Source organism: Burkholderia sp. Bp9142, from assembly GCF_003853415.1.
In the GTDB taxonomy this organism is placed as follows: Bacteria; Pseudomonadota; Gammaproteobacteria; order Burkholderiales; family Burkholderiaceae; genus Burkholderia.
Map to the genome: position 1 here is coordinate 349,947 of NZ_QTPP01000001.1, position 26,777 is coordinate 376,723.

The window sequence follows — 26,777 nt, forward strand, 5'->3', positions numbered from 1 at the left end:
CATCCTTGAAAATCTACACAGCGAGACTTTGAAGCAATGAACAATTTCTCCGATCATGACGAGTACAAATTTGATACCGGCGAAGACAAAGAATGGTTTCTCGTTCACTCTGGGGCCGTCACCAACACGAATCCGGGATCGATGGTTCATATTTACATCAACACGACACCCATTTGCCCTGACATGACCAACAGAGAATTTAGAATTATGGCAAAGCGACTACTCAAATGGTCCATAATTCTAGTTGAGCGCAGGATCGCCGATCTGAAGCGACATGACGAAAGAACCAAAGAGAGAATGATCTATTGGTTCAATCGATGCGACGAAAATACACGACAATATCTTATCAGTGGCTTCTCACGACACCTTTCCGTTCTTAAAACGCTAACGCCACACCACTTCGTTCGAAGCGATCCGAATCTCGATAAAATGCTAGGTTGCGTCCCGAATATGAGCGACATTGATAACGAAGCCGCTCACGTTTGCGGGCCCAACACGGAGCGCAGACTGATAAGTATCGCCATGAAATTTTGTACCGGCTTGCGCGACCAGAATATGTACGGAGATTCCCGCCTATCCACGCTCATTCATGAAGTAACACATTTCGTTGACACCTTCGGTAGCAGCGACCATCGTTACGGGCTCGACCCCACAGCGGCCGCATGGGCAAGGGCCAATCCTGACCTGGCACTGAGAAATGCGGATACACTCACCGGATTCGTGATCTACGGCGAAGATTTATTTGCAGATTAAGGGAGTCGATTCAGCATGAGAATCTTGATTACAACATTACTCGCGACTGCTACAGTTTTATTATTTTTTCCCACGAACGCTACAGCAGAATGCCTAGGATCACAAAACCTCCCATCACAACAATTTTTCGTTTCATTTTCACCCAACAGTCACGAAATCGCCGCATCCGAGAAAATACGAATCGGACAATGGGTTTCGAAAATCAACTCCAAGCACCCGATTCAAAACTGGATCGATATTATTGGAAGTGCGTCCAAAAATGAAACCACCCCCGATCAACTTGCAACGAAACGCGCTTCCGCGGTAGCGAAAGTCATCATAGACGATGGCCTGATAAACGCACCATTTCAGATAAAAACGCAAATTTATCCAACCAATAGCGCAACCGAATCAACGTCGGAAACCCGTGAAGTCACCGTTCAAGTGAGCCCCGGCTGCCTCAACAACTGCTGTACGGGCCATTGACATGAAAGTTGCTCATTTATCGCCGCCGCGCTTGCGTTGAACTGCGCATCGCCAACGCTCGCGTGAGACGGTCCATCGAATCTATCCGGACGAGATTTCGATGTTCGATTCGAGCGACATATCAATCGCCTAACTGGTGAAGCTATCAGGGTGCTCTCAAGAATCAGGCGATGCCCTGCTTCGCGCGCCGGCGTTGCACCAGCCAGTCGAGCAGTTGCCGCCCGTCGCGTTCGCCGAACCAGCGCGCGTGCCCCAGCAGATAGCCGTCGTACGCGATGTCGACGATCGCCGGGGCATCGATGACGCACCCGAAGTACGCGACCTCCGACAGCCCGAACTCCGTATGCACGATCGGCAACATCGCCACCAGTGCCGCATATGCGTCGTCGCTCAGCGGTTCGAGCGATTCATAGCCGTCGAGCAGCGCATCGATCTGTTCGTACTCGACGCGACGCGCATCGGGCGGCGCCATCCAGTCGACCGTATTGCGCTCGATCGCAAGGGCGACGTCCATCACCGCGCAGGTGCGATCGGACAGGCCGAAGTCGAGCACGGTGCGCACCTGCGCACCGGGGCCTGCGCCGGTCCACAGCAGGTTCGACGCATGCCAGTCGCCATGCGTCCACAGCGGCGGCAGCGCGGGCAACAGCGGCACGAGGCGCGCGTGATACGGGCCGATCGCCTCCGCGACATCGCCGCGCCAGTCGCGCGTGCCGAGCGCGCGCACCAGCAGCGGCTGCGCGTCGACCCAGCGTTCGAGCGCGCCCGCCAGATCGGCGGACGACAATACGCGAAAACTCGACAGCAGCGTGCGCACGGGCCGTGGCGGCGCATCGTAACCGGCCGACGCGCGATGCAGCCCGGCCAGCGCGCGCCCGGCCGCATATGCATGCGAAGGATGCGTGAAGGGCTGCCACGACATCACGCCGCGATACGAGTCGACACCGGGCGCGACGACATGCACCTCGTACGTCCAGTCGCCGGACGCAAAGGCCGTCGCACCGTTGCGATCGGCCAGCACGTCCACCACCGGCATCCCGCGCTCGCGCAGGTGGGCGATGAAACGATGCTCTTCCTCCAGCCCCGCGACGTCGCGCAGGCTCACGTGATGACGCTTGACGAACAGCGCGCGCCCGTCCGTCATCCGCACCAGCGTGGCCGCCGCGAACTGCCGCGGACTGTGCCACGTCAGTCGCGCCGGTTCGCCGGCGCCGTCGATGCGCGCGAGTAGCGCCGCGACCTCGTCGTGCGTCATCAGCGGCCAGTCGCGTTCGGCCTGCTCGCCGTCGACGCCGAACTGCGGCGGTGCAACGTCCCGCGATACCGGCCCGTCCGGCTCGAGTGGAAATGACATGAACGAGGTCGCTCCGTAGTTGAATCGGCCGTGAATCAGCCCGCCGGGCGCGCCGTCGCGCGCAGCGCATCGGCGGTCCGGCTCCAGTCGCGCCAGCCGATGACGGCGAGCGCGATGAACAGCGCATAGAGTCCGGCCGTCAGATACAGTTCCTTGAACACGAACATCCCGACGTAGACGACGTTCACGACGATCCACAGCCCCCACGACGCGATGTAGCGCCGCGCGGTCCAGTATTGCGCGACGAGGCTGAACGCGGTCAGCGACGCATCGACGAACGGCAACGCCGCATCGGTCCAGCGCGCCATCATCCCGCCGAGCAGCGCGCTGCCGACGACCGCCGCGAGCAGGTCGGGCAGCATCTGGCGCGGCCGCACGCCGGTGACGGGCGCGACGTCGCCTTCCGGCGCCGCGCCGCCGTTCGCCTCGAGCGTACGCTGCCCGATCCAGCGGCGCCAGCCGTACACCTGCAGCACCGCGAACGCACCCTGCAGCAGCATGTCGGAATACAGCTTCGCGTCGAAGAAGATCCAGCCGTACAGCGCGACCGACGCGAGCCCGACCGGCCAGCACAGCATGCGCCGCTTCGCGGTCAGCCAGATCGCGAGCGCGCTGACGATCACGCCGGCGATTTCGAGGGGGGACATCGTTCGTGCTCTCCTGTGGTGCTGCCGGCGCCGCCGTTCAGGCGGCCCGTGCCGGCCGGTCAGAAATCATAGGTCAGCGACACGCGCGCGGTGCGCGGCGCGCCCGGGAACAGGTACGCGTCGCCCTGCTGCTCGCCCGCGTCGCGCCAGTAGAACTTGTTGAACAGGTTGTCCACCGACACGCGCAGCACCGTGCGATGGCCGCCGATCTTCATCGTATAGCGTGCGCCGAAATTGAACACGAACCACGACGGCACGCGCGCGGTGCCCTCTTCGTTCGCGTTGCGGGCGCCGCTGTATTCGACGCCGCCGAGCAGATTCAGGCCCGCGACGTGCGGCACCGCATAGTCCGCGTACAGCGACGCACGCAGCGCGGGCACGTTGATGATCTGGTGCCCTTCGTAGGCCGGCGAACCGGAATCGTAGGCGCGGGCACGGATCGCCGCGACGCTGGCCGTCAGCGACAGCCGCTCGGTGAGCCGCCCGGCCGCGCCGAGCTCGATCCCCTGGTGGCGCTGCGTACCGCGCTGCACGAACGTGTAGCTCGCGCCCGACGCGTCGGGGTCGGCGAACTGGAACGGCTTGCTGATCGAGAACACGGCGGCCGTGAGGCTCAGCCGGTCAAGCCAGTCGTATTTTGCGCCGAGCTCGAACTGGTGCGATTCGACCGGCGGCATGAACGCATACGCGTTGGTCGCGCGCACCGGCGCCTGGTCGCCGAGCGACAGCGCCTTGCTGTACGACGCGTACAGCGACAGCACGTTCACCGGCTTGTAGACGAGCGCGACCTGCGGCAGGAACACGGAACGGTCGGTGTGCGTCGCGTCGCCATCGACGCTGTCCCAGCTGCGCTGGCGCAGCAGCACTTCCTTGCCGCCCGCGAGCACCTGCCAGTGCTCGCCGATGCTGATGCGGTCGAGCCCGAACACGCCGTACTGCCACGCGTCGAGCCGCGGATACGACGGCCCCGGCGTATTCGGTGACGGTGAAAACGCGACGTCGGGCCCGTCGATATTCTCGCTGCCCACGTAGTCGTATACGGCATCGGCCATGTGCACGACGCGGCGCTGCACGCTCACGCCGAGCGTCAGCTCGTGGCGCAGCGGGCCCGTCGCAAACTTGCCGGTGGTGACCGCGCGCAGGTCGTCGTTGCGGCGGTATTCGCCGGGGCTGCGGAAGTCGTACACGTCGTAGTCGCCGTTCGCACCGAAGAAGAACGGCGACGTCGTGCCGGCCGCGCAGCTCGCCGCGTAATAGCAGCCGTACGCGAACGCGCTGTTGTCGTCGATCATCGTGCGGCTGCGGCCCGCGGCGATATACGCCTTCCAGTCGTCGTTGAACTGGTAGTCGAAGCGCGCGTTCAGGTTCAGCGCGTCGGTCGTCACCGGCTTCGCCCACGGCTGCGTGCCGAGCGCCTTCGACGTCGTCTTGACCGACGGCACGACGGTGCCGCCGAGCAGCTGGTAGCCGGGCGCGGAACGCTGGATCCACTGCTGGAATTCGGCGTTGAACTGCAGGCTTGCGCGCGGGCTGATGTCCCAGTCGGCGGCGATCGAGCCGAACGTGCGCCGCCCGTCGGTACCGTCGATATAGGAGTGCATGTTCTCCTTCGCGGCATTGATCCGGAAGCCGAACGGGTTGCCGGGGCCGAAGCGGCGGCCGAGATCGACGGCCGCCGACGTCGAGCCGCGGCTGTCGACGCCCGTCGTCACGCTCGCGACGTTCGCCGAGCGCTTCGTCACGAAGTTGATCACGCCGCCCGGCGCGACCACGCCGCTGTCGATGCCGGCCAGACCCTTCAGGAGCTCGACACGCGCCTTGTTCTCGAGCGGCACGTTCTGCTCGCCGGACACCGTCAGCCCGTCGATCCGGATCGCGCTCGCGAGATCCACCGGGAAGCCGCGGATCGCGAAGCCTTCGAAGTAGCCGACCGGCGCGTAGTCGTTGACGACCGACGCGTCGTTGCGCAGCACGTCGCTCAGGCGCTTCGCCTGCTGGTCGTCGATCTGCGCGCGCGTGACGACGCTGACGGAGGCCGGCGTGTCGCGCAGCGGCGCGTCGTCGAGCCCCGCGACCGATGCTTCGCGTGCGCGAAACGCGCCGCCGCGCTCGCCGCTGACCGCGATCGCCGGCAGCGTCGCGCTGCCGGCCGCATCGACCTCCGAAGCAGCCGGCGCGTCGTTCTGTGCCGCGGCGGCCTGCGCCGCGAAAAGCGTGATGCCGAGACCGACGCCAAGCCCGACCTTCGCGCGCCGCCGCCGTGCGGGCGCCCCTGTTGTTCTATTCACCGTCATTGTTCTGGATGGAAAACTCGCCACTCGACCCTGTCGAAACACTCGAAACACGTTACGCCGCTGCGAAGCGCGCCCTCGCGCATGAACCCGCGACGGTCCTGGCGGATCGCCGGGCACGGACGTCGGCACGACAGTCATCAGACAAACCGGACGTTCCGGCCGCATGCGGGCCGATCGATCGGGAATGCGCAGGATGGGACGTCTGATTCAGGTGACGCGACGGGCGCCGACGCGGCCGCCGATCCGTGGATCGGGTGCGGGTCGGGCGGCCGGCTGCATCGCGCGGTCTTGTCGTGCGGGGGACGCTTCGAACGCCCCGGTGCGGGCGACCGGGCATGTGCGTGCGCCGTTCTTCTGAACGGCGGAATGCCCGTCGCGCGCGACATCGCGGCGTGGCGCGCATTTTACCCCGGGGCGGGGATCGGGACCGTGGAATCGAGCGGAACGGGAGACGGGGATAGCGAAACGTGATCGGCCGGGACGACCTGCGCGGCAATGCTGCCGCCTCGCGTGTCGCGCCGGGCAATCCGGAAGACTGCCCGCGCGCGGCACCTGCGACGATCAGAACCCCTGCATCGTCACGGTCGGATCGACGACCAGATGGACGACGCCGTAGATCACCGCGCCGACCAGCACCGCGAGCACGATCGCGACGAACGGCAGCAGCGTGAAGTTGACGTTCGCGAGATCGGACGCGTGCGCCTTGCTGTTGCGTACGCCGAAGAAACTCCACAGAACCAGGCGGATCATGCTGAACAGTTTCATGGTGTTGCTCCTCTTCTCTATCGGTTGACGCTATCGTCGATCCGACAGGCCTCCGGAAAAAGAAGCAGTTGCGCGCGTTTTTTGCGCAGCACGCGTTGTGCGACCGCGTGCCGCATGGTCGTCGCCTGCACGTCAGCGGTCGAGCACGAGCGGCGCCACGGCCCCTTCGACGGGCCGCGCGACGCACAGCAACGCGCAGCCGGGCTCGACCGCCGCATCGTGCGCCTGCACGTAATCGACCGCACCGGACAGCACGCGCGTCGCGCACGTGCCGCACGACCCGGACCGGCATTCGGACGGCACCGCCACGCCGTGGCCTTCGGCGAATTCGAGCAGCGTGCCGTCGGCGGGCGTCCATGCAACGTCGCGCCCCGTGCGGCGGAACACGACGGGCACGCTTGCAACCGACGGTGCGCCCGTCGCGCGGGTCGCACTGCGCACGACACTCGACGATCCGAACGCCTCGAAACGGATACGCTCGTCCGGCACGTTCAACGCGCGCAATCCGTCGTACAAATCGCGCATGAACACGGACGGCCCGCACAGGTAGAAATCGTAGTCGTCGAACGGCAGGACGCGCTTCAGTTGCGCGACGTCGATACGGCCCGGTCGCGCCGCGCCGTCGTGCCGCGGCCGGCTGTCGAACCAGTGCAGCGATACGCGTGCGTCGGCGTCCGCGATGCGCGTCAGTTCCGCCGCGAACGGCCGGTCGGCCGTTTCGCGCGCGCCGTGCACGAACACGACGCGGCGCGACGGTGTGCCATCGGCCAGCGCGCGGCGCAGCATCGCGAACATCGGCGTGATGCCGATGCCGGCCGACACCAGCACGGCCGGACGCGGGCTCGCGACGTCGAACGTGAAGCGGCCGCGCGGCATCTGCGCATCGAGCGTCATCCCGGCACGCGCATGGTCGTGCAGCCAGGCCGACACGCGTCCTTCGCGCTTCACGGTGATCCGGTAATGCGGCGCGCCGGGCGCATCGGACAACGTGTAGCTGCGGATCGCCGGGGCGTCGCCGCCCGGCAGCGCGACGCGCAGCGTCAGATGCTGCCCGGCTTCGTAGGCCGGCAACGCGCCGCCGTCCGCCGGTTCGAAATGAAACGAGCGGATCGCGTGCGCTTCGTCGACAACCTTCGCGATGCGCAGCGGGCGCCATCCCGACGGCGATGCGGATGCCGACGCCGATGCGGATGCCGACGCGAACGCAGACGCCGCCTGCGCACCCGCGAAAGCCGAACCCGCCGCCATCGCCGCAAACTGCGGCGCCCGCTCGACCGTCGACCACCGGAACGGCAGCACGCCCCGGGTGCGCCGCACTTCACGCACATGAAACCGCACGACCCGCTGCGCGCCGTCGAACGACGCGACGAGCGGCCCGTCCCACACGATCTCCGCCTCCGCGGCGACATACAGCAGGTCGCCGCTGTCGAAATCGACGAACAGCAGCCCCGCGCGCGGATCGTGCTGCAGGTTGCCGAGCGTGTTGAAGAAGCGGTTGCCGCTGAAATCCGGCGTCGTCAGCGTGCGCGCGTCGTCGACGCGCACGAAGCCCGGCATGCCGCCGCGATGCGACACGTCCGCGCCGCGCGCGGCACCCGCGCCGGCCGACGTGTTCGCGCTCGCGACGAAGAACGTAACGGCCTGCGCCAGCAGCGCGCGGTCCGCGTCGCTCAACCGGTCGGACACGTCGGCCTCGATGGACGCATCGCCTTCACGCGGCACGCACGCGGGTTTGCGGCCCTGGATGTACTTCGCGCAGTTGCCGAAGCTCTGCTCGACCGCGATCGTCAGCGCGCCGCCGTCGACCGCACGCACGACGCCGTTCACCCGATTGCGCCGGCGCGTGTCGAACTCGATCCCGAGCCCGCCGAGCGGCGCACCCGGCCGCCACGCGCCGGCCAGCGGATCGCCGGGCAGCGCATCGCCGCCGATGCGCAGCGTGCGCGCGTCCGGCGTCGTCACGAAGCCGGGCATCCCGACCCGCAGCGTCGCCCACGGCTGGCCGTGCGCATCGACACCGCCGAGCACGAAGAACGGCAGCTGCGCAAAAAACGTCCGGTGCTGGTCCGGCATGAAACGGCGGATCCCGCGCCGGCCGGCCGCGCCCGCGGCCTCCGTCACGCCCGCGCGCTGCTGCACGGCGAGCTCGCCCGCATGAAACGGCGCAGCGTCGAGTTCCCAGCCCGGTACGGCGGCGGTCGGCGCGGTCATCGCGTTCTCCCGGTAAAAGCGTGGCCGCGCGTCAGGCGGCAAGCAGGCCGGCGCGGGTCGGCTGCATGCCGACGAAGCCCGGCAGCGCCTCGACGCGCGCGAGCCACGCGCGCACGTGCGGATACGGTTCGATCGACACGCCGCCTTCCGGCGCGTGCGCGATGTACGTGTAGGCGGCGATGTCGGCGATCGTCGGCTGCGCGCCCGCGGCGAATGGCTTGCCGGCGAGCTCGCCGTCGATCACGGCGAGCACCTTCGCGGCGGTGCGCTTGGCCGTGTCGTGATCGAGCGGCGCGCTGAACACGGTGACGAGCCGCGCGGCCGCCGGCCCCGATGCGATCGGTCCGGCCGCGTATGACAGCCAGCGCTGCACGGTCGCCGCGCCGGCGGCATCGTCGGGCAGCCAGTGCGCGTCGCCGTAGCGCTTCGCGAGATAGACGAGGATCGCGTTCGAATCGGCGAGCACGGTGCCGTCGTCGTCGATCACCGGCACCTGGCCGAGCGGATTGAGTGCGAGGAACGCGGGTTTGCGCTGCGCGCCGGCCGCGAGGTCGACGTCGACGATATCGAACGGCAGCCCGAGCAGCGACAGGAACAGCCGGACGCGATGCGCGTGCCCGGACAGCGGAAACGAATAGACGCGAACCGGACGGGCAGGCTTGCTGGCGGCTGGCATGGAAAGGCTCCTGGATCTCGCGCCGCCGGGAATCGGCGACGAACGGCCCTCAGCGTAGCGCTCGCCGTTCACACCCAGAAGACGGATAATCGATGAAACATTATCCTCTCTCATAGGACAATCGACGATGGCCGATCTGCGTGACGTGAACCTGAACCGGCTGGCGATCTTCGTCGCGGTGGTCGATGCCGGCTCGCTGACGGCCGCGGCCGAACGGCTCGGGCTCGCGAAGACGGTCGTCAGCACGCACATGCAGCGCCTCGAATCCGAGGTCGGCGCGAACCTGCTGGTACGCACCACGCGGCGGCTGAGCGTGACCGATGCGGGGCGCGCGTTCTACGCCGCGTGCCGCGACATCGTGCGTGCAACCGAAAGCGCGCTCGACGCGGTATCGTCCGATACGGGACCGCTGCGCGGCACGCTGCGCGTGAGCGTGCCGATCGACTACGGCGCGCTGGTCGTCGCGCCGGCCGTCGTCGCGCTGCGCGACGCGCATCCGGGGCTCGACGTCGAACTGATCGCGAACGACCGCATCGTCGATCTCGTCGCGGACAATCTCGACGTCGCGATCCGCATCGGCCGCCTCGCGGATTCGAACTATCGCGCGGTGCAGCTCGGCGAATACGAGAAATGGCTGGTCGCAAGCCCCGCATTCGTCGCGCGGCACGGCCTGCCGCGCGACCCGGACGCGCTCGCCGCGCTGCCGTTCGTGATGCTGTCGACGCTGTCGCGCCCGCATACGCTCGAACTCGACGATACGAGCGGCGGCCATGCATCGGTGCGCTGCGTCGCGCCGGTCGTGTCGAACACCGCGACGGCCTGCCGCGCGATCGCGCTCGCGGGCGGCGGCTTCGGGCTCCTGACGGATTTCTCGATCGCGGAGGACGTCGCGGCCGGCCGGCTGGTCCGGCTGCTGCCCGCCTGGCGCTCGGCGCGGGCCGGGATTCATGCGGTATATCCGTCGACGCGGTTGCCGTCGCCGAAGGTGCGCGCGTTCATCGACGCGATGAAGGCGAGGATCGGGGATACGGGGCCAGCGGCACCGGCGCGCACGGCGCGATCGAAACGCCCGGCGGGTTGAAGCGTCCGGGGCGCTGCGCAACGCGGCCGGTTACGGGTCGCGCCAGTCGGCATGTCGCCGCCTCCTGGCTGCGGCGGCGCCACCCGCTTGCCGTGCGCTACCCCGCTTCCCGCAACGTCCCCAGCAGCACCTTCCTGCAACTCGCGACCATCTGCGCCTCCGGATCGCGATACCCGGTCAGCAGCCACGCCGCGCCGACGTTCGTCATCGCGCCGACCAGCGCGAGCCCGACGAGCCGCTGTTCGGTACGCTCGGCGGCTGTCACGGCCTCGCGCGCCGCGCCGATCGCCATGATCAGCTTGCCGAAGTCGATCAGCATCCGCTGGTACGTCATGTCGGTATCCGCGCTCACGCCCATCACCTCGAGCAGCAGCACGCGCGCCGCGCACGGGTCGCGCAGGAAGGCGAAGAACGCCGCGAGCCCCGCGTCGACGCGCTCGCGCAGGTCGCCGCCGCGCTCGGCCGCCGCGCGCGCGACCGCGTCGTGCAGTTGCTGCGCGTGATGCAGGTAGGTGCAGCGCAGCAGATCCTCGGTGCTGTCGAACGCCGCATAGAAATAGCGGTCGTTGAGCTTCGCCTCCTGGCAGATCGACCGCACGGTCGCCTTGCGGAAGCCGACCGTGCCGAACACGCGCGTCGCCGCTCGGATCAGCGCGTCACGCCGCTCGGCGGCCCGTACCTCGGGCGCGACACCGCCGTACGCCCGCCCCCGTTTTTCCGTTTCGAGTGCTTTCTCCATTTCGCTATTTGACATCAGGACACCCGAAAACTAAAGTGGTGACGAACAACACCACAATAAGCGCGCCGCCGGCGCGGCGCAAGCGGAACGGGAGGAACGACGATGAAGGGTTTTTCCGGCAAGGTCGCCGCGATCACGGGCGCCGGTTCGGGCATGGGCCGCAGCCTCGCGGTCGAGCTCGCGCGGCGCGGCTGCGAGGTCGCGCTCGCCGACGTCAACGATGCCGGGCTCGCCGGCACGGCGGCCGCGTGCGCGAAGCACGGCGTGCGCACGAGCACGCGGCGGCTCGACGTCGCCGACCGCGACGCGGTGTTCACGTGGGCCGACTTCGTGCGCGCCGAACACGGCAAGGTCAACCTGGTCTTCAACAACGCGGGCGTGTCGCTGGCCGCGAGCGCCGAGACCGCGCGGATCGCCGATCTCGAATGGATCGTCGGCATCAACTTCTGGGGCGTCGTGCACGGCACGCAGGCGTTCCTGCCGCATCTGCGCGCGTCGGGCGACGGGCACGTGATCAACACGTCGAGCCTGTTCGGGCTCATCGCGATGCCGACGCAAAGCGCGTACAACGCGACCAAGTTCGCGGTGCGCGGCTTCACCGAGGCGCTGCGGATGGAGCTCGAACTCGACGGCGCGCCGGTCAGCGCGACCTGCGTGCATCCGGGCGGCGTCGCGACCCACATCGTCGACGCGAGCCGCGTCGACACCAGCATTCACGCGCTCACCGGCCAGGACGAAGCGACCCACCGCCGCCAGGCGAACCGCCTGATCAACGCGACGACGGCCGACGACGCCGCGCGGCAGATTCTCGCCGGTGTCGAGCGCAATGCGCGCCGCGTGCTGGTCGGCGCCGATGCGCGCCGCCTCGACAAGCTCGCGCGCCTGCTCGGCGCCGGCTACCAGCGGCTGATGCTGCGCCACGTGCGCCGCGCCCGCGCACGCAACCTGCGCCCGAAGGAAGTCCCCGCGGGAGAACGCGCGCACCCGTCGGCCGCGCTGCCGGCCACACCGACCAAGGACCCGGCATGACCTCGACGACGACCGACCGGCGCGACGCGCCGTCCGCCTGCGACGACGGCCACGACCTCGACGTGCTGATCGTCGGCGCCGGCCTGTCCGGCATCGGCGCCGCGTACCACCTGAAAAAGCGCTGCCCCTATGCGCGCGTCGCGATCGTCGAGGCGCGCGACACGATCGGCGGCACCTGGGACCTGTTCCGCTATCCCGGCATCCGTTCGGATTCCGACATGTTCACGCTCGGCTACAGCTTCCGCCCGTGGCACAGCGACAAGGCGATCTCGGACGGCCAGACGATCCTCGACTACATCCGCGACACCGCACGCGCGTACGGCATCGACAAGACGATCCGCTACGGCCGGAAGGTGGTCGCGGCCGACTGGGACTCGAACCAGGCGCGCTGGACGGTGCGCGTCGAGCGCACGCGGGACGGCGCGGTCGACACGCTTGTCTACACGTGCCGCTTCCTCTACATGTGCAGCGGCTATTACGACTACGACGGCGGCTACCTGCCCGACTGGGCCGGCATGGACGCGTTCGAAGGCCGCATCGTGCATCCGCAGCACTGGCCGAAGGACCTCGCGTACGCGAACCGGCGCGTCGTCGTGATCGGCAGCGGCGCGACGGCGGTCACGCTGGTGCCGTCGATGGCGGCCGAGGCGCAGCACGTGACGATGCTGCAGCGCTCGCCGACCTACATCGTGTCGCTGCCCGCGCGCGACAGGATCGCGAACGCGTTGCGCCGCGTGCTGCCGTCGCGGCTCGCGCACCGGCTCGTGCGCGTGAAGAACGTGCTGCTGACGATGTACCTGTACAACGTGTCGCGCCGCAAGCCCGAGCGGACGAAGCAGTTCATCATCCGCGCGGCAGGCAGGCAGCTCGGCCCCGGCTTCGACGTCGCGAAGCATCTGACGCCGCGCTACATGCCGTGGGACCAGCGCGTGTGCCTCGTGCCGAACGGCGACCTGTTCAAGTCGATCCGCGCGGGCCGCGCGTCGATCGTCACCGACGAGATCGAGCGCTTCACGCCGACCGGCCTGAAGCTGAAGAGCGGCCAGCAGCTCGACGCGGACGTGATCGTCACCGCGACCGGGCTGAAGGTGAAAATGCTCGGCGGCGCGCGCGTCACGGTGGACGGCCGCGCGGTCGACCTGCCGCAGACCGTGTCCTATAAAGGAATGATGTACAGCGACGTGCCGAACCTCGCGTCGTCGTTCGGCTACACGAACGCGTCGTGGACGCTGAAGGCCGAGCTGATCGCGCGCTACGTGTGCCGGCTGCTCAACCACATGCGCGCGAACGGCTACGACACCTGCGTGCCGCGGCTCGGGGCCGGCGATCTCGGCGACGTGCCGGCGGTGAACCTGAGCTCGGGCTACATCCAGCGCGCGGCCGGCATCCTGCCGAAGCAGGGGCACCGCAAGCCCTGGAAATTCCACCAGAACTACGTGCTCGATCTCGCGTCGCTGAAGTTCAGCGGGCTCGCCGATTCGGCGATGCGGTTCGAACGCCGCGCGCAAGCCGGCCCGGCCGCCGCGCCGGTTGCCGAACCCGTACTCGAAACCCGTTGAGGCCGACATGAGCCCTACGCTTCATCTGATCCAGAACGTGCTGCTCGGCGTCGTCGCGGTGCTCGCCGCGCTCGCGCTGTTTTCCGGCTACATCGCGCGCCGCGTGACGCGCGCGTTTCCGCCCGAAGGCCGCTTCGTCGACATCGGCGGCGATCGCATCCACTACGTCGAGTACGGCAGCGGCCCGCCGCTCGTGTTCGTGCACGGGCTCGCCGGGCAGTGGCGCAACTTCGCGTACCTGCCGCTCACGCGGCTCGCGCAGCATCATCGCGTGATCCTCGTCGACCGGCCCGGCGCCGGCCGCTCGCTGCGCGGCGCCGGTTCGCAGGCGAACGTATTCGCGCAGGCCCGCACGATCGCCGCGTTCCTCGACGCGCTGAAGCTCGACCGGCCGGTGCTCGTCGGCCACTCGCTCGGCGGCGCGATCGCGCTCGCGGTCGGCCTCAACCACCCGGAGCGCGTGAGCCGGCTCGCGCTGATCGCGCCGCTGTCGCACGAGCAGACCGAGCCGCCGGCGCCGTTCAAGCCGCTGATGCTGCCGTCGCCGCTGGTGCGCCGCTTCGTGTCGTGGACCTTCGCGATCCCGCTGACGATCCTCACCGGCCGCAAGGCCGTCACCCAGGTGTTCGCGCCGGAAGCCGTGCCGCGCGACTTCCCGGTCAAGGGCGGCGGATTGCTCGGGCTGCGCCCGCATGTGTTCTATGCGACCGCGACGGACCTGCTGTCGGCGCCCGTCGACCTGCCCGCGATGGAGCACCGCTACGCGGACCTCTCGCTGCCGGTCGACGTGCTGTACGGCCGCGCCGATCCGATCCTGAACTGGCGCACGCACGGCGAGGCGCTGGCGAAGAAGTCGGCGCGCGTGCGGCTGACGGTCGTCGAAGGCGGACACATGCTGCCGGTCACGATTCCGGACGCAACGGCGGACTGGCTGCTCGACGTCGCCGCCGCGCCGGTCGATGTGCCGGCGCAGGGCGCGCACGTCGAGCATGGATCGTGATCGGGTGGACGGGGCAGTCGCGCGGATGATGGCGGCGCCCCGGGGCCGCGGCGCGGCCACCGGTCACGGCGCGCCGGTCAGGCTTCGTCGTCGGGCAGCGTCAGCCCGAGTTCCGTGATCACCTCGCGCGCGCTGCGGAACGCTTCCACCGCGGCCGGCGCGCCCGCGTACAGCGCGCTGTGCAGCAGCACCTCGCGGATCTCGACGAGACTCGCGCCGTTGTTGAGCGCGCCCCGCACGTGGCCCTTCAGCTCCGTGCCGCGGCCGAGCGCCGCCAGCATCGCGCAGGTGCAGAGGCTGCGCGTCTTCAGGTCGATACCGCCACGCTGCCAGGTACTGCCCCACGCGTGTTCGTTCAGCCAGTTCTGCAGCGGACGCGAAAAGCCGTCGAGGTCGCGCATCGCGCGCTCGACGAACGCCTCGCCCATCACGTCGGTGCGTCGCGCCTTGCCCTGTTCCCTGTCGTGTTCGCTCATGTCGGTGTCCTGTCTGAAGTCGTGGCCGCTTCGGCGTCGCCCGCGGCCGGGTGGGTTTGCGTCATGTTCACGGTGCGCGGGCGTTTCGTCAAAGACGCAGCCCTCGGGTCGCGGCCGGTTGCGTCACCCGCCGAACGCCGGGTCGAACGCTACGTAACATCGGACGCGGCGTTACGGCGCCTTGCGGGAACATCGCCACGAGCACGCCGGCCCGCCCGGCGCGCCCGCCTCGCGAAACCGCCATTCGTCCGTTTAATTCGCGCCGATATTCCCGATTTCCGCAACAAAACGCGGAGGCGTTGCGCGGAACATTTCATGGCGCGGAATTTGCAGTTGTGACCTGGACACACTTTCAATGTCGAGGCCACCCATGCACCATTACTTCAAGAAAACGACGGTATCGCTGGCCGTCTTGTCGCTCGTCACACTCTATGGCTGCGGCTCGGTCGACGGGCCGGTCACGCCGTCGGTCAAGCCGAGCACGTCGGGAACGTCGGGAACGTCCGGCACTTCGGGCGGCGGCTCGTCGGGCGGCGGCTCGTCGGGCGCGTCCCCCAACGGTGGTTCGGGGACTTCGGGGACTTCGGGGACTTCGGGGACTTCCGGCACTTCCGGCACTTCGGGCACTTCCGGCACCTCGGGCACTTCCGGTACCTCGGGTACTTCCGGTACCTCGGGTACTTCCGGTACCTCGGGTACTTCCGGTACATCGGGTACTTCCGGTACATCGGGCACTTCCGGCACGTCGGGCACCTCCGTCACCCCGCTCGGCAACGTCCTCCAGCAAACCGGCACGCTCGTCACCGCACTCGGCACGACGGTCGCGAACGGCGGGTCGCAGATCGGCGGCGTGCAGATTCCCGGCACGAACACGACGACGGCCACCAGCATCGGCAACGCGGTCACGAGCCTCGGCAACGGCGTGCAGTCGCTCGGCAACGGCGTCGCGGCCGGCCTCGGCTCGATCGGCGTGTCGCCGAACCCGCTCGGCCCGACGCTCACGTCGGCCACCGGCCTGCTGACCGGCGCCGGCGGCGCGGTCAACAACCTCGGCAACGCAGTGACGAGCCTCGGCAGCGGACCGCTGTCGCCGCTCGCGCCGGCGACGACCCTGGTCGGCGATCTCGTCAACACGGTCGGCACCGCGGTCAACTCGACGGCATCGGCGCTCAACACGGCGCTGAACAGCACGCCGGTCCAGCAACTCGAGACGCAGCTCGGCAGCGTGATCAACCCGATCACGAACACGCTGACCGGCGGCGTCACGACGCCTGGCGCCACGCAGACGCTCGGCAACGCGACCATGCTCGGCGCCCCGCTCAGCGGCCTGCTGAGCACGCTCGGCAGCGGCCTCGGCCTCGCCGGTTCGCAGGTCGGCAGCGCGACCGGCAACCCGGTCGGCACGAGCACCGGCAACAGCGTGTCCCAGCTCGGCAACACGGTGACGTCGGCCGGCGGCCTGCTGTCCAGCGGCAGCTCCAGCAGCGGCACCAACCCGCTCGCCCCGATTACCGGCCTCCTCGGTACGCTGACGGGCGGGCTCGGCGGCGGCAGCAGCTCGAGCGGTACGGGCGGCACCAGCGGGACGAGCGGGACCAGTGGTACCAGCGGCGGCCCGCTCGCGCCGATCACCGGCCTGCTCGGCACGGTGACGGGCGCGCTCGGCGGCCTCGGTTCGAGCGGCACGGGCAGCACCAGCGGGACCAGCGGCTCCGGTGCCGGCGGCCTGCTGGCGCCGGTCACCGGCCTGGTCAATTCGCTGACGCCGCTCGGTGCCAGCCTGACCGGCACGGTCACGACGCCCGGCGGCAGTCTGGTCGGCAACCTCGGCGGTGCGCTGACGAGCGGCCCGGTCGGCACGCTGACGGGTGCGCTGACGAGCGGCCCGGTCGGCACGCTGACGGGTTCGCTGACGTCGACGGCCGGTGCGTTGGGCGCGGTCGGCACGGCCAGCCCGAGCGGCGCGGCCGGCACCGTGACGACGCCGTCCGGCAGCGGCACCGTCACGGCCGGCCTGACCGGCAGTTCGAACGGCACCACCACGAGCGGCGCGACCAACCTGCTCGCGCCGGTGACGAACCTGCTCGGTGGCCTGCTCGGCGCCACCCCGAAGAAGTAACGGTTCACGTATCAGAACCACAGGCCAATGGCCGGGCACATACCAATCCAAAGCCCGGCCGACGGCCGGCGCCACCCGCCAAGCGGGGGCGCCGGCCCTCATCCCGACGAGGATCCGATCATGAATTCCACGCTCGACGGCATCGCCGCGGTCCGGGACCGCCTGCCCCGTTCCGCCACGCCATTGCGCGCCGGCCTGCTCGGCATCGCGGCCGGCCTCTTCGCGCTGTGGATCACGCGTGACCAGCCGGCCCTCGACGCGGCCACGCGCGCCGTCATCGCCAGCCTCGCGATCATCGGCACGATCGCGCTGCACGAAATCTTCATCTCGCGCGTCTACCTGCGCCCGAGCGCGGGACTGTCGCGGCAGGCCGTGCGCCCGCTCGGGCTCGCCCGCGTCGCGACGCGCCTCGGCGCGCTGGCGTCGATCTACGCCGGCATCGGCATGCTCTACTGGCTGCTGCCCGAATATCACGGCGCGTTCTACCTGCCGTTCTGGTCGCTGCTGCGCTCGCTCGCGCCGTACGTGATCGTCGCCGCGCCGTTCTACTTCGCGTGGATGGACCGCCACCAGCGCGAGACAGACGACGCGTACCTGCTGTGGGGCCGCTTCCTGTTCCGCCGCGAGAAGCCCGCGAGCTGGCAGCCCGTGCGCGAGATGCTCGCCGGCTGGGGCGTGAAGGCGTTCTTCCTGCCGCTGATGACCGTCTACCTGTCGAAGGACGCCGATCACCTGAGCGCATCGCTCACGCTCGCGATGCACGCGCCGATGACGATTGCGACCTTCGTGTTCCTGTACGACCTGTCGTTCACGATGGACCTGATGTTCGGCACCGTCGGCTACCTGTGCACGTTCCGCATCCTCGACAGCCACGTGCGCACCGTCGAGCCGACCACGCTCGGCTGGGTCGCCGCGCTGATGTGCTACCAGCCGTTCTGGTCGCTGATCTCGAACAACTACATCCGCTACGAAGGCTCGCTGTTCTGGGACAACTGGCTGCTGTCCGCGCCGACGCTGCGCGTGATCTGGGGCGCGGTGATCATCCTGCTGCTGATGACCTACGCGCTGTCGACGATCTCGTTCGGGCTGCGTTTCTCGAACCTCACGAACCGCGGGATCATCACGTCCGGCCCGTACCGCTTCACGAAGCATCCGGCGTACATCACGAAGAACCTGTCGTACTGGATGGTGTCGGTGCCGTTCGTCGAGCCGCTCGGCTGGCAGGTCGCGCTCATGCACTGCGCGGGGCTCGTCGCGGTCAACCTGATCTACTACACGCGAGCCAAGACGGAAGAACGGCATCTGATGCGCGATCCGGACTATCGCGCGTATGCGGAATGGATCGCGCAGCACGGGTTGTTCGCGCGGATCAGGCAGGCGTTCGGGGGGCAGCAGGCGGGGTGACGCAGCCACTGTCGGCCGGCCTGTCGTGCACGATGCGCGCGACGCCGGCCCGGCGCCCGATGCCGGCTGTCGGCTGTCAGTCGAGCGGCCACGCAATGTCGACGATGGCCCACCGAAAGGCGCTTCGTCTCCGAATCCGAATGATGCGTGCCGGCCTGCACCCGGCATGGCGACGGCCCCCCTTGCGACCAATCGTCGCGAAACACGCTGATTCCCCGCGTTTCATCGCTTTTCTCCCGCAGTCCGATTGCCCGCCCCATGCCTGTCGCGTATGGTGCTGACCGTTCGCGCGCGCCTGTCGCCCGGACCTCCGACCGTCGTCCCGCACGACGGCCGCGCGGGCCGTGCCCGCCGTCACCGTCTCCGCGGCACCGCCCTTCGGCGCCGCGCATTCATGAGGAGAGAGGCGTGATCCACAAAGTCCTGATCCTGTTCGCACTCTGCATCGCGGGCCTCGCCGCGATCGCCGCCGGTTTCCAGCACATCCCCGGCTGATTCGCGGCCCCGGCTCGCGCGTCGAGCCCGGGGGCCGCTTTCACGCCTTTTCCCTGTAACGATGAACCCCTTTCTCGATGCGCCCGAGACGGGCGCCTTTTGCCATGCGTATCGACGTACAGCATTCCCAGCACGACATCGACGATGAACTCGACACGCTCCATGCGCGTCTGCACCAGCCGGGCCATCGCCTGCACGGCCTGCCGGCCGTCGCGCTCGGCGGCTCGGGCCTGATCGTCCGCCACCGCGAGGCGGACGGCGAATACTTCCTTTACGTCGAGGATCCGTCGGCCCGGCAGCTCGCCGGCTATACGATCTTCAACCGGCTGCCCGAACTCCCGCGCCGCGCGGACCGCTACCTGCGCGCGCCGCACACGCGGCTGCGCGGATCCGCGCAACGCAAGGGCCTCGCGACGACGCTGTATCGATGGGGACTCGACGCGGGCCTGTGCCTGATCAGCGGCGCACGGCAGTCGGTCGGCGCGGCGCAGCTGTGGACCGCGCTCGCGCATGACTACCGGCACGGCTTCGTCGACGTCGAAGGCCGCGCGCTGCGTTATCTCGGCGAAGCCGTCGCGGACCATGTGCACGGCGCGCTGCATACGCGCCGGTTGTTGCTCGGCAATGGATGGACGCTCGACGCCCTGGCGCGGGCAACCGGGATGACGGACGTCGCTGTTGCAAGGTGTCAGGACGTGAGGTTTCAGCAGGAGGGACGCGAACGCCCTCACCGGCGCGGCGCCGCCAACGCGCGTCACGCCGCCCGCGCGCCGATGCGATAATCCGTCGGACCCGCGCGACGCCGCCGCGCAAACCACCTGCCGACACGCTCCGCGATGGCTACCGAACCCCGAACCGATTCCGAACGCCGCATCGACATCGTCGCGCTGTGCGGCAGCCTGCGTGCGCAGTCGTATAACGCGGCGCTGCTGGATGCGGCAGCACGCGTCGCGCCGCGCGGGATGCGCATCACGCGCTTCGAGCGTCTCGGCGAGTTTCCGCTGTTCAATCCCGACGCCGAACATCCGTCGCCGGCCGCGGTGCGCGACCTGATCGAGCGGCTGAACGCCGCGGACGGCGTGCTGATCGCGAGCCCGGAATACGCGCACGGCGTGACGGGCGTGATGAAGAACGCGCTGGACTGGGTCGTGGGGTGCGAAGCCATCGTGTACAAGCCGGTCGCGGTATTGAACGCGTCGCCGCGCGCGACGCATGCGGACGCGGCGCTGCGCGAAACGCTGTCGGTGATGTCGGCGTGCATCGTCGAGCGCGCGTCGATCACGCTGCCGATCCTCGGCAGCCAGCTCGATGCGGCGGGCATCGCCGCGCATCCGCCGTTCGCGGCGGTGCTGACCGATGCGTTGCTCGCGCTGCGCGCGGCGATCGACGAGCAGGCGCCGAGTCGCTAGACCACGACCGGCGCGGCGCAAAGCGCGCGTTATCGCGCCCTGGTGCGCGTGGTCTTCCTCGCTGGCTTCGCCGGCTTCCCGGCCTTCGCGCGCGGCGCTTCCTTCTCCGGCTGCGCGCCGCCGCCGGCCCGATCCTCGAGCCATGCCAGCGCATCGATATACGACAGGAATTGCTGCAGGTATTCCGGCGACAGCTCGCGCATCGTCGCGAGCGACCGATGCACGAGGCTGCTCGAATTGAGCGGCCCCGCGTTGCGCGGCACCTGGTCGAGCGACTGGCGGTACTGCTGTTCGGTCCGGACTTTCGACCACATCGTGCGGAAATAGTCGATCAGCTCGGGATCGACGCCGCGCCGGTCGGCCTGCGCATCGCGCGCGAGACGCTCGACGAGCCCGCCGAGCGCGCCGCGTGCGGGCGCCTGCGCGGTGGCTTGCGCCATCTCGCTCGCGGCTGCCGCTTCACCGGCACGCGCGACGATTTCCGCAAAACCTTCCAGCAGCGTCGCGAGCCGCGCATCGAGCAACACGCGCGCGTCGCCGTCGAGCGCGGCCGCGCGCTTCTCGAGCGCATCGAGCCGATGGAAGCGCACCGGATCGAGCCGGTCGGCGCCCTGCTCGCGCCACGCGTCGAGCGTCGCGCGCACGTGCGTCGCGTCGTCCGTCACTTCGCCTTCCCTCCGCTCGATGCGGTCTTGCGCGGCACCGGCGCGATCTCCACGCGGCGATTCTTCGCGCGGCCTTCATCGTCCGCATTCGAGCTGACCGGCTGCTCGGAGCCGAACGCGGCCGCGAACACCGACGGCGCCGGCACACCGGCGTCGATCAGCGCACGCGTGACCGTCAGCGCGCGCTTGGCCGACAGCTCCCAGTTGTCCGCGAACAGCCGGTTGCCGGCGCGCACCTGCTGGTCGTCGGCGAAGCCGCTGATCATCAGGATCTCGTCGCGCGTCTTCAGGTAAGCGGCCAGCGGCCCGGCCAGCGTCTTCAGCAGATCGCGGCCCTCGGGCTGCAACTGGTCGGAGTTCAGTGCGAACAGCACGTTGCCGCTGATGCCGATCCGGCCGTTCACCAGCGTCACGCGGCCGGCCGCGAGCGGCCCGGCGAGCGCCTCTTCGAGCGACTTGCGCTGCTGCGCTTCCTGCTGGCGCGCATGCACGGCTTCCTCGAGCTTCGACGTGAGCTGCAACTGCATGCCGATCACGCCGACGAGGATCAGCACGAACGCGCCGAGCAGCACCGACATCAGGTCGGCGAACGCGGGCCACACCGGCGCGGAAGGCGCGCCGTCGTCGATTTCGTCATGCATGCGTCACGCTCCGACCGATACCCGCCGACCGGCGATCTGCTGCAGGTCCTCGACGATCTGCTTCTGCGACATCATGCTCAGGTCGATCACCTCGCGCGCCTGCGCGACGTAGTACTCGAGCTGCTCGTCGCTGCGCGCGAGCGACTTCTCCAGCGCGGCCTCGATGCGCTGCAGGTGATTCAGCAGCTTGTCGTTCGATTCGCCGAATACCTGCACGGCCGCACCGAATGCATCGCCGAGGCTCGCGACCTCGACGGCGCCCGCCGTGACCTGCGCGGCCACCGAATCGAGCTTGCGCGTTTCGGCATCGACGGTATCGTTGAAGCGCGCGCCGACGCGATCGAGCAGGTCGGCCGACGTGCTGACGAGCGCATCGATCGCGGTGCGCTGTTCGGTCGACGCGTGGTTGACCGCGCCGAGCAGCGTCTCGAGCGTCGCGAGCAGGCGGCTGCGTTCCTCCAGCATCGCGGTGTCGTGCACCAGGCTGTCGGACAGGCGCTGGCGCAACTCGGCGACGACGTCGGCCGCGGCCTTCGGCGCTTCCGACGCGGCCTGCACGAGGCGCGAGATCTCGTTGATCGTGTCGCTTGCGTGCACCTGCGCCTGCGCGGTGATGTCGTTCGCGGTGCGGGTCAGCGTGTCGCAGATGTCCTGCTGGCGTGTCGCGGCCTGTGCGCTCGTCTGCGCCCATTCGTCGCGCAGCGCGGCAGCCATCGCGGCGAGCGAGTCGTTCCACGCGGACAGGCGTTCTTCGTCGCGCGCGGCCAGTTGCGTCTGCAGGCCCGCATGCGAATCGCGAATCGTCGACAGCAGGTCGTTCGAGCGTTGTTCGAATGTAGACGCTTGTGCGGTCAGATCGCGCGTCGTCCGTGCAAGCGCGTCGCAGATTTCCTGCTGACGGCCTGCACTGTGCACGCCTGCGCGTTGCCATTCGTCGCCGAGCTTCGTCGCCATTGCCGCCAGCGAGCCGTTCCATGCCGACAGGCGTTCTTCGTCGCGTGCGGCCAGTTGCGTCTGCAGCCCCGCATGCGAATCGCGGATCGTCGACAGCAGGTCGTTCGAGCGTTGTTCGAATGTAGACGCTTGTGCGGTCAGATCGCGCGTCGTCTGTGCAAGCGCGTCGCAGATTTCCTGCTGACGGCCCGCACTGTGCACGCCCGCGCGTTGCCATTCGTCGCCGAGCTTCGAGGCCATCGCGGTCAGCGAAGCATGCCATGCCGACAGGCGCTCCTCGTCGCGCGCGGCCAGTTGCGTCTGCAGCCCCGCCTGCGACTCGCGCATCGCGTCGAGCGTCGCGGCCGAATGCCGCTCGAACGTCGCGGCGGCTTCGCCCAGCGCCTGCGCATGCTGGCCGGCCAGCGTCTCGCCGACCTGCTCCTGACGCGCGAGCGCGTCGCGCCATGCGTCGGACAGGCGGCGTTCGGTCGATTCGAGGCGCGTCGCGACGCCGTCGAGCAGGTCCGTCGAGCGCTGCGCGAAGGTGTCGGTGAACTGGCCGAGCGTCGTCTGCAACTGCTGCGCGACGGCGTCGCCCGCGCGGCGCTGCTCGTCGAGCGCGCGGTTCCATACGGCCGTCACGTTCCCGGTGGTCTTCTCGAAACCGTCCGTCAGCCCGTCGAGCTGACGTTGCACCGCACCCGTCACCGTGTCGCGCAGCGCGGCCATCTCCTGCGCGAGCCCCGTCATCGTCGCCGCGACGACCGGCTGCAGCGCGGCACCGGCCACGCGCGCGCTCTCGGCGGCACTTTCCTTCAGCGCATCGCCGACGTTCGATGCCAGGCCCGCATACGCGCGCTCGGTGCGATCGAAGAACGCCTGCTGGCTTTCGATCTGGCGATCGTGCAGCGCAACGCTGCGCGCCTCGAGCGTCGTCATCATCGTCTGCAGCCGGTCGACCAGCGCCGGCATCACGTCGGCCTGGCGCTGCAGCAGCCGGAACGATTCGTCGCGCTGGTGCGCGGACGAATGCACGCGCAGCGTCGTCGCGATCCTCGCGTCGAGCTGCTGGCCCGCGTCGATCCGTTCGCGGCGCACGAGCGCGGACAGGAGGCCGAGCATCGCGGACGTCGCGACGCCCGCGATCGACGTGCCGAACGCGAAGCCGAGGCCCTTCACCGGCGCGATCAGCGAGGCGCGGATCGCGTCGAGGTCGGTCGCGCTTTCAAGCGCGGCGCCCGTGCCCTTCAGCGTCACGACCATCCCGAGCAGCGTGCCGAGCATGCCGAGCAGCACGAGCAGGCCGACGAGATACGGCGTCAGCGACGGGCCCGGCAGCGCGACGCGCGCGCCTTCGACACGCGCACGCACGGCGCCGCGCAGGCCCGGGGGCAGCGTATCGAGCCACGTGTCGAGCCGCGCCGGCGGTTCGGTCAGGCCGGCCACCGCGCGCGACAGCGTGGCGGTCGCCTGCCGGTAGCGCAGCAGTTCCCACGCGCCGGCGACGTAGCACGCGCCGATCAGCAGCGTGACGGCCGTCGCGAGCGGGTTCGACGCGACATAGCCGACGCCGATCCAGCACACTGCGAGCAAACCGGCGATGAAGACAACGAGATCAAGACGAATTCTGGACATAGCGTAGGGATTAGCAGGTACGAAGGGCCGCGAGCAGCCCGTCTACCGTTTGAAACCGGACTTCGAGCTCGGCGAGCAGGATGCTTTGCATCTCGTCGCGGAACGTGTCGAGCCACGTGCCGGGCGCGAGCGCCGCGGCGGATGGCGCGTCGGCATCGGCGTCGGCCGCCGCTTGCGCGTCGGCCAGCGCCTGCCGCTCCGCGTCGCGCAGCCGCTCGAAGCGCGTGCCGAGCAGCGCGGGCACGGCGGACAGCAGGCTGCGCTCGCGCGCGCCGAGCACGCGCTCCATGATCGCGTCGAGCGTCGCGAGCCTCGCCATGCCGGACGAGCGCGCGGCGAGCGCGACCCGCAAGCGGCCGCGCAACTGGCCGATCGCGGTCTCCATCTCCTGCTGCAGGGACAGACAGCGCTGGCGGAAGTCCGCGAAGTCGGCCGTGTCGGCGGGCGGCGGCGGCATCTCGCCGGGGCGCCGCCGCGGGCGCGGGCGGTGGGCGGCCGTGATCGCCTGCGCGAGGTCGTGGCGCACGCGCGCGCAGTCGCGCTCGGCATCGTAACCGCGCACGCCGGCCGCGACGCCGGGCGGGTTCGCATTCAGCGCGGACGACAGCGTGATCGCGTCGGTCCAGCCGAGCCACTGGCTCAGGCGGTCCGACAGCGCCTGCCGGGATTCCGCGACGTCGGCATCGGTCAGGCGCGCGAGCAGCCGGACGAGCGTCGGGCCGCTCAGTGCCGGGCGCGGGGGAGCTTGCACCATGCTGCAAACCATCAAAAAAGGCAGCAGTTTACACGTCGTCGGGTAGTCGACCGCCAGAATCGGGAAAGCGCCCCGGCCCGGCATGCCGCGCAACCGGCGCGAACGCCCGCCGCACAAGGCTCGCACGCCGGTCGCCAGGCTGGCGGACCGCGCCGGCGCGGCCCTGGCGACGCACCCGGCCGCCTTCCGGGGCCGCCCGGGGCGGCGCCGGTCCGGGCCGGCCCTGGTCGCCCGCCTGCGATTTCGTCACGGACGTGCGGTACCATCGCGACACCCGCCACGCGATCGCGCCCCCAAGCGGGCCCGCGCCGCCATGCAACCGGCGCACGGTCCGCCGGACGCGTGACGGATATCCGGCCGATACCCGCGGGTCGCAGGCAGCGCCCCGGAAGACCGGTGCCGCCGCCCATGACAACGTCAGACTGATAACAGACGGGCCCGCCCGACCGCACACGATGATTTCCGACTTCGTCGCGCGCCTGCGCGAGCGTTTCAGCAAATCGCCGACCCGGCAGGACTTCGCCGAACGCCTGATCGCCGCGCTGCGCGCAACCGGCGACACGCGCGAGTGGCTTCACGATGACGACAAGGGCCGCCTCGTGCAGGCGGATGTCTCGTCGAACATCATCAACCTGCACAACCTGTTCCGCGACTACGCGGATGCGAAGCCGGCCGAGCGCGAAGCGACGCTGAAGCGCCAGGCGAACGCGATGATGCAGCACGAGATTCCGGCGAACTTCGCGGACGTCCGCGCGCGGCTGCGCCCCGTGATCCGCAGCGCGACCGAGCGCGGCGTGGTCGCGCTGCAGCTCGCCGGACAGCCCGGCGCGTCGGAGGTCGCGTTCCGGCCGCTGTGCGAGAACCTCGAGATCGGCATCGCGTACGACGGCGAATTCAGCGTTGCGCGGCTGACGACCGCGCGGCTCGCCGAATGGGGCGTCAGCTTCGACGCTGCGTGCGACATCGCGATCGACAACCTGCGCGGCGCGTCCTCCGCGCCGTGGGCCGCGTTGCGCGACGGCGTGTTCCTGTCGCAGTTCGGCGACTACTACGACGCGGCGCGGCTGCTGCTGACCGACCTGCTGCACCGCCAGCCGATCTCCGGCGCGCCGGTCGTGATGGCGCCGAACCGGGCCGTGCTGCTGCTCACCGGCGACCGCAACGCGGCCGGGCTCGCGACGATGGTCGAACTCGCCGAACAGGCGCGCGCGCAACCGCGTCCGCTGCCGCCGCTGATGCTGCGCTGGGACGGCGCCGCGTGGCGGAATTTCATCCCGGCAGGGCTGGAAGCGAAGCTGCACGCGCTGCGCGTGGACGAACTCGCCGGTGATTACCAGGATCAGCGGACGCTGCTGGACGGCCTGCACAAGCGGGACGGCACCGACATCTTCGTGGCCACGTACACCGTGTACCGGCGGCAGAACGGCGAGCTGTTCAGCGTCGGCGTGTGGACCGACGGCGTGCCGACGCTGCTGCCCGAGACGGACATCGTCGTGCTGTACCGCGAAGCGACACGGCAGTCGGCCCACGTGCCGATGGCCGCGCTGCGCGACGCATGCGGCGACCTGATGACGGCCACCGCGCATCGGCCGGTGCGGTATGAAGTGACGGCGTTTCCGGACGACACCCTGTTCGCGGCCCTGATCGAGCGGTTTCCGGCGGTGTGACGC

Annotated in this window: 23 protein-coding genes; 11 read left to right on the forward strand and 12 right to left on the reverse strand. The window is 69.2% G+C overall.

The window, feature by feature from the left end; genetic code table 11:
- The first annotated feature begins 36 nt into the window (after window positions 1–36).
- Window positions 37–753 carry a M35 family metallo-endopeptidase gene (locus tag DIE22_RS01590; protein ID WP_124604216.1) on the forward strand — a complete coding sequence of 239 codons (717 nt, stop codon included), beginning with the start codon at window positions 37–39 and terminating at the stop codon, window positions 751–753.
- 15 nt (window positions 754–768) lie between these two features.
- Window positions 769–1,218, forward strand: a complete 450-nt coding sequence (locus DIE22_RS01595; protein ID WP_124495917.1) for an OmpA family protein — start codon at window positions 769–771, stop codon at window positions 1,216–1,218.
- Window positions 1,219–1,381: 163 nt separating this feature from the next.
- Here the strand turns inward: DIE22_RS01595 and DIE22_RS01600 are convergent, their stop codons facing one another.
- The 6 genes from DIE22_RS01600 to DIE22_RS01625 all read right to left on the reverse strand — a co-directional run bounded on the left by DIE22_RS01600 (window position 1,382) and on the right by DIE22_RS01625 (window position 9,165).
- Complete coding sequence (locus DIE22_RS01600) at window positions 1,382–2,572, reverse strand: phosphotransferase enzyme family protein (protein WP_124604218.1); 1,191 nt, start codon at window positions 2,570–2,572, stop codon at window positions 1,382–1,384.
- Window positions 2,573–2,607: 35 nt separating this feature from the next.
- Entirely contained in the window at window positions 2,608–3,219 is a 612-nt protein-coding gene (gene pnuC, locus DIE22_RS01605; RefSeq protein ID WP_124604220.1) for a nicotinamide riboside transporter PnuC, read from the reverse strand.
- A 59-nt stretch (window positions 3,220–3,278) separates the two neighbouring features.
- A complete protein-coding gene (locus tag DIE22_RS01610) occupies window positions 3,279–5,513 on the reverse strand; it encodes a TonB-dependent siderophore receptor (RefSeq protein WP_124604222.1) in 2,235 nt (744 codons plus the stop codon).
- A gap of 561 nt (window positions 5,514–6,074) precedes the next feature.
- Window positions 6,075–6,278: a DUF2970 domain-containing protein gene (locus DIE22_RS01615; protein WP_006750787.1), complete on the reverse strand. Its 204-nt coding sequence runs from the start codon at window positions 6,276–6,278 to the stop codon at window positions 6,075–6,077.
- 132 nt (window positions 6,279–6,410) lie between these two features.
- Window positions 6,411–8,489 carry a pyridoxamine 5'-phosphate oxidase family protein gene (locus DIE22_RS01620; protein WP_124604224.1) on the reverse strand — a complete coding sequence of 693 codons (2,079 nt, stop codon included), beginning with the start codon at window positions 8,487–8,489 and terminating at the stop codon, window positions 6,411–6,413.
- 31 nt (window positions 8,490–8,520) lie between these two features.
- Window positions 8,521–9,165 (reverse strand): glutathione S-transferase family protein, encoded by a 645-nt coding sequence (locus DIE22_RS01625; protein ID WP_124604226.1) that lies wholly within the window; start codon window positions 9,163–9,165, stop codon window positions 8,521–8,523.
- A gap of 127 nt (window positions 9,166–9,292) precedes the next feature.
- Between DIE22_RS01625 and DIE22_RS01630 the strand changes: the two genes are divergently transcribed.
- Complete coding sequence (locus DIE22_RS01630; RefSeq protein ID WP_124495929.1) at window positions 9,293–10,246, forward strand: LysR family transcriptional regulator; 954 nt, start codon at window positions 9,293–9,295, stop codon at window positions 10,244–10,246.
- A gap of 97 nt (window positions 10,247–10,343) precedes the next feature.
- Here DIE22_RS01630 and DIE22_RS01635 read toward each other — a convergent pair whose 3' ends face one another.
- Window positions 10,344–11,000, reverse strand: coding sequence for a TetR/AcrR family transcriptional regulator (locus tag DIE22_RS01635; RefSeq protein WP_124604228.1), 657 nt, complete (start codon window positions 10,998–11,000; stop codon window positions 10,344–10,346).
- Window positions 11,001–11,087: 87 nt separating this feature from the next.
- Here DIE22_RS01635 and DIE22_RS01640 point away from each other — a divergent pair, with 87 nt between their 5' ends.
- From DIE22_RS01640 to DIE22_RS01650, 3 genes are read left to right on the forward strand one after another with little or no spacing between them, the layout of a single operon-like run.
- A complete protein-coding gene (locus DIE22_RS01640; protein WP_124495933.1) occupies window positions 11,088–12,014 on the forward strand; it encodes an SDR family NAD(P)-dependent oxidoreductase in 927 nt (308 codons plus the stop codon).
- Window positions 12,011–13,573, forward strand: coding sequence for an NAD(P)/FAD-dependent oxidoreductase (locus DIE22_RS01645; protein WP_124604230.1), 1,563 nt, complete (start codon window positions 12,011–12,013; stop codon window positions 13,571–13,573). Before DIE22_RS01640 ends, DIE22_RS01645 begins: the two co-directional genes overlap by 4 nt.
- A gap of 7 nt (window positions 13,574–13,580) precedes the next feature.
- Window positions 13,581–14,573: an alpha/beta fold hydrolase gene (locus DIE22_RS01650; RefSeq protein ID WP_124604232.1), complete on the forward strand. Its 993-nt coding sequence runs from the start codon at window positions 13,581–13,583 to the stop codon at window positions 14,571–14,573.
- 77 nt (window positions 14,574–14,650) lie between these two features.
- Here the strand turns inward: DIE22_RS01650 and DIE22_RS01655 are convergent, their stop codons facing one another.
- Window positions 14,651–15,049: a carboxymuconolactone decarboxylase family protein gene (locus DIE22_RS01655; RefSeq protein WP_124495939.1), complete on the reverse strand. Its 399-nt coding sequence runs from the start codon at window positions 15,047–15,049 to the stop codon at window positions 14,651–14,653.
- A gap of 370 nt (window positions 15,050–15,419) precedes the next feature.
- Between DIE22_RS01655 and DIE22_RS01665 the strand changes: the two genes are divergently transcribed.
- The 4 genes from DIE22_RS01665 to DIE22_RS01680 all read left to right on the forward strand — a co-directional run bounded on the left by DIE22_RS01665 (window position 15,420) and on the right by DIE22_RS01680 (window position 20,476).
- On the forward strand, window positions 15,420–17,168 hold the full coding sequence (locus DIE22_RS01665; protein ID WP_185640520.1) for a collagen-like triple helix repeat-containing protein: 1,749 nt from the start codon (window positions 15,420–15,422) through the stop codon (window positions 17,166–17,168).
- Between the two features lie 120 nt (window positions 17,169–17,288).
- Window positions 17,289–18,572: an isoprenylcysteine carboxylmethyltransferase family protein gene (locus DIE22_RS01670; RefSeq protein ID WP_124604238.1), complete on the forward strand. Its 1,284-nt coding sequence runs from the start codon at window positions 17,289–17,291 to the stop codon at window positions 18,570–18,572.
- 599 nt (window positions 18,573–19,171) lie between these two features.
- Window positions 19,172–19,849 carry a histone acetyltransferase gene (locus tag DIE22_RS01675; RefSeq protein ID WP_185640521.1) on the forward strand — a complete coding sequence of 226 codons (678 nt, stop codon included), beginning with the start codon at window positions 19,172–19,174 and terminating at the stop codon, window positions 19,847–19,849.
- 54 nt (window positions 19,850–19,903) lie between these two features.
- Window positions 19,904–20,476 (forward strand): NADPH-dependent FMN reductase, encoded by a 573-nt coding sequence (locus DIE22_RS01680; RefSeq protein WP_124501463.1) that lies wholly within the window; start codon window positions 19,904–19,906, stop codon window positions 20,474–20,476.
- Between the two features lie 29 nt (window positions 20,477–20,505).
- On the opposite strand, the gene DIE22_RS01685 is transcribed toward DIE22_RS01680, so the two are convergent.
- From DIE22_RS01685 to DIE22_RS01700, 4 genes are read right to left on the reverse strand one after another with little or no spacing between them, the layout of a single operon-like run.
- Entirely contained in the window at window positions 20,506–21,141 is a 636-nt protein-coding gene (locus tag DIE22_RS01685; protein WP_124604242.1) for a DUF2894 domain-containing protein, read from the reverse strand.
- A complete protein-coding gene (locus DIE22_RS01690; protein WP_124501461.1) occupies window positions 21,138–21,782 on the reverse strand; it encodes an OmpA family protein in 645 nt (214 codons plus the stop codon). Before DIE22_RS01690 ends, DIE22_RS01685 begins: the two co-directional genes overlap by 4 nt.
- 3 nt (window positions 21,783–21,785) lie before the next feature.
- Window positions 21,786–24,353: a DUF802 domain-containing protein gene (locus DIE22_RS01695; RefSeq protein WP_124604244.1), complete on the reverse strand. Its 2,568-nt coding sequence runs from the start codon at window positions 24,351–24,353 to the stop codon at window positions 21,786–21,788.
- 10 nt (window positions 24,354–24,363) lie between these two features.
- Complete coding sequence (locus DIE22_RS01700; RefSeq protein WP_124501459.1) at window positions 24,364–25,107, reverse strand: DUF3348 domain-containing protein; 744 nt, start codon at window positions 25,105–25,107, stop codon at window positions 24,364–24,366.
- Window positions 25,108–25,562: 455 nt separating this feature from the next.
- Here DIE22_RS01700 and DIE22_RS01705 point away from each other — a divergent pair, with 455 nt between their 5' ends.
- Window positions 25,563–26,774, forward strand: a complete 1,212-nt coding sequence (locus DIE22_RS01705) for a hypothetical protein (RefSeq protein ID WP_124604246.1) — start codon at window positions 25,563–25,565, stop codon at window positions 26,772–26,774.
- Window positions 26,775–26,777 lie beyond the last annotated feature (3 nt).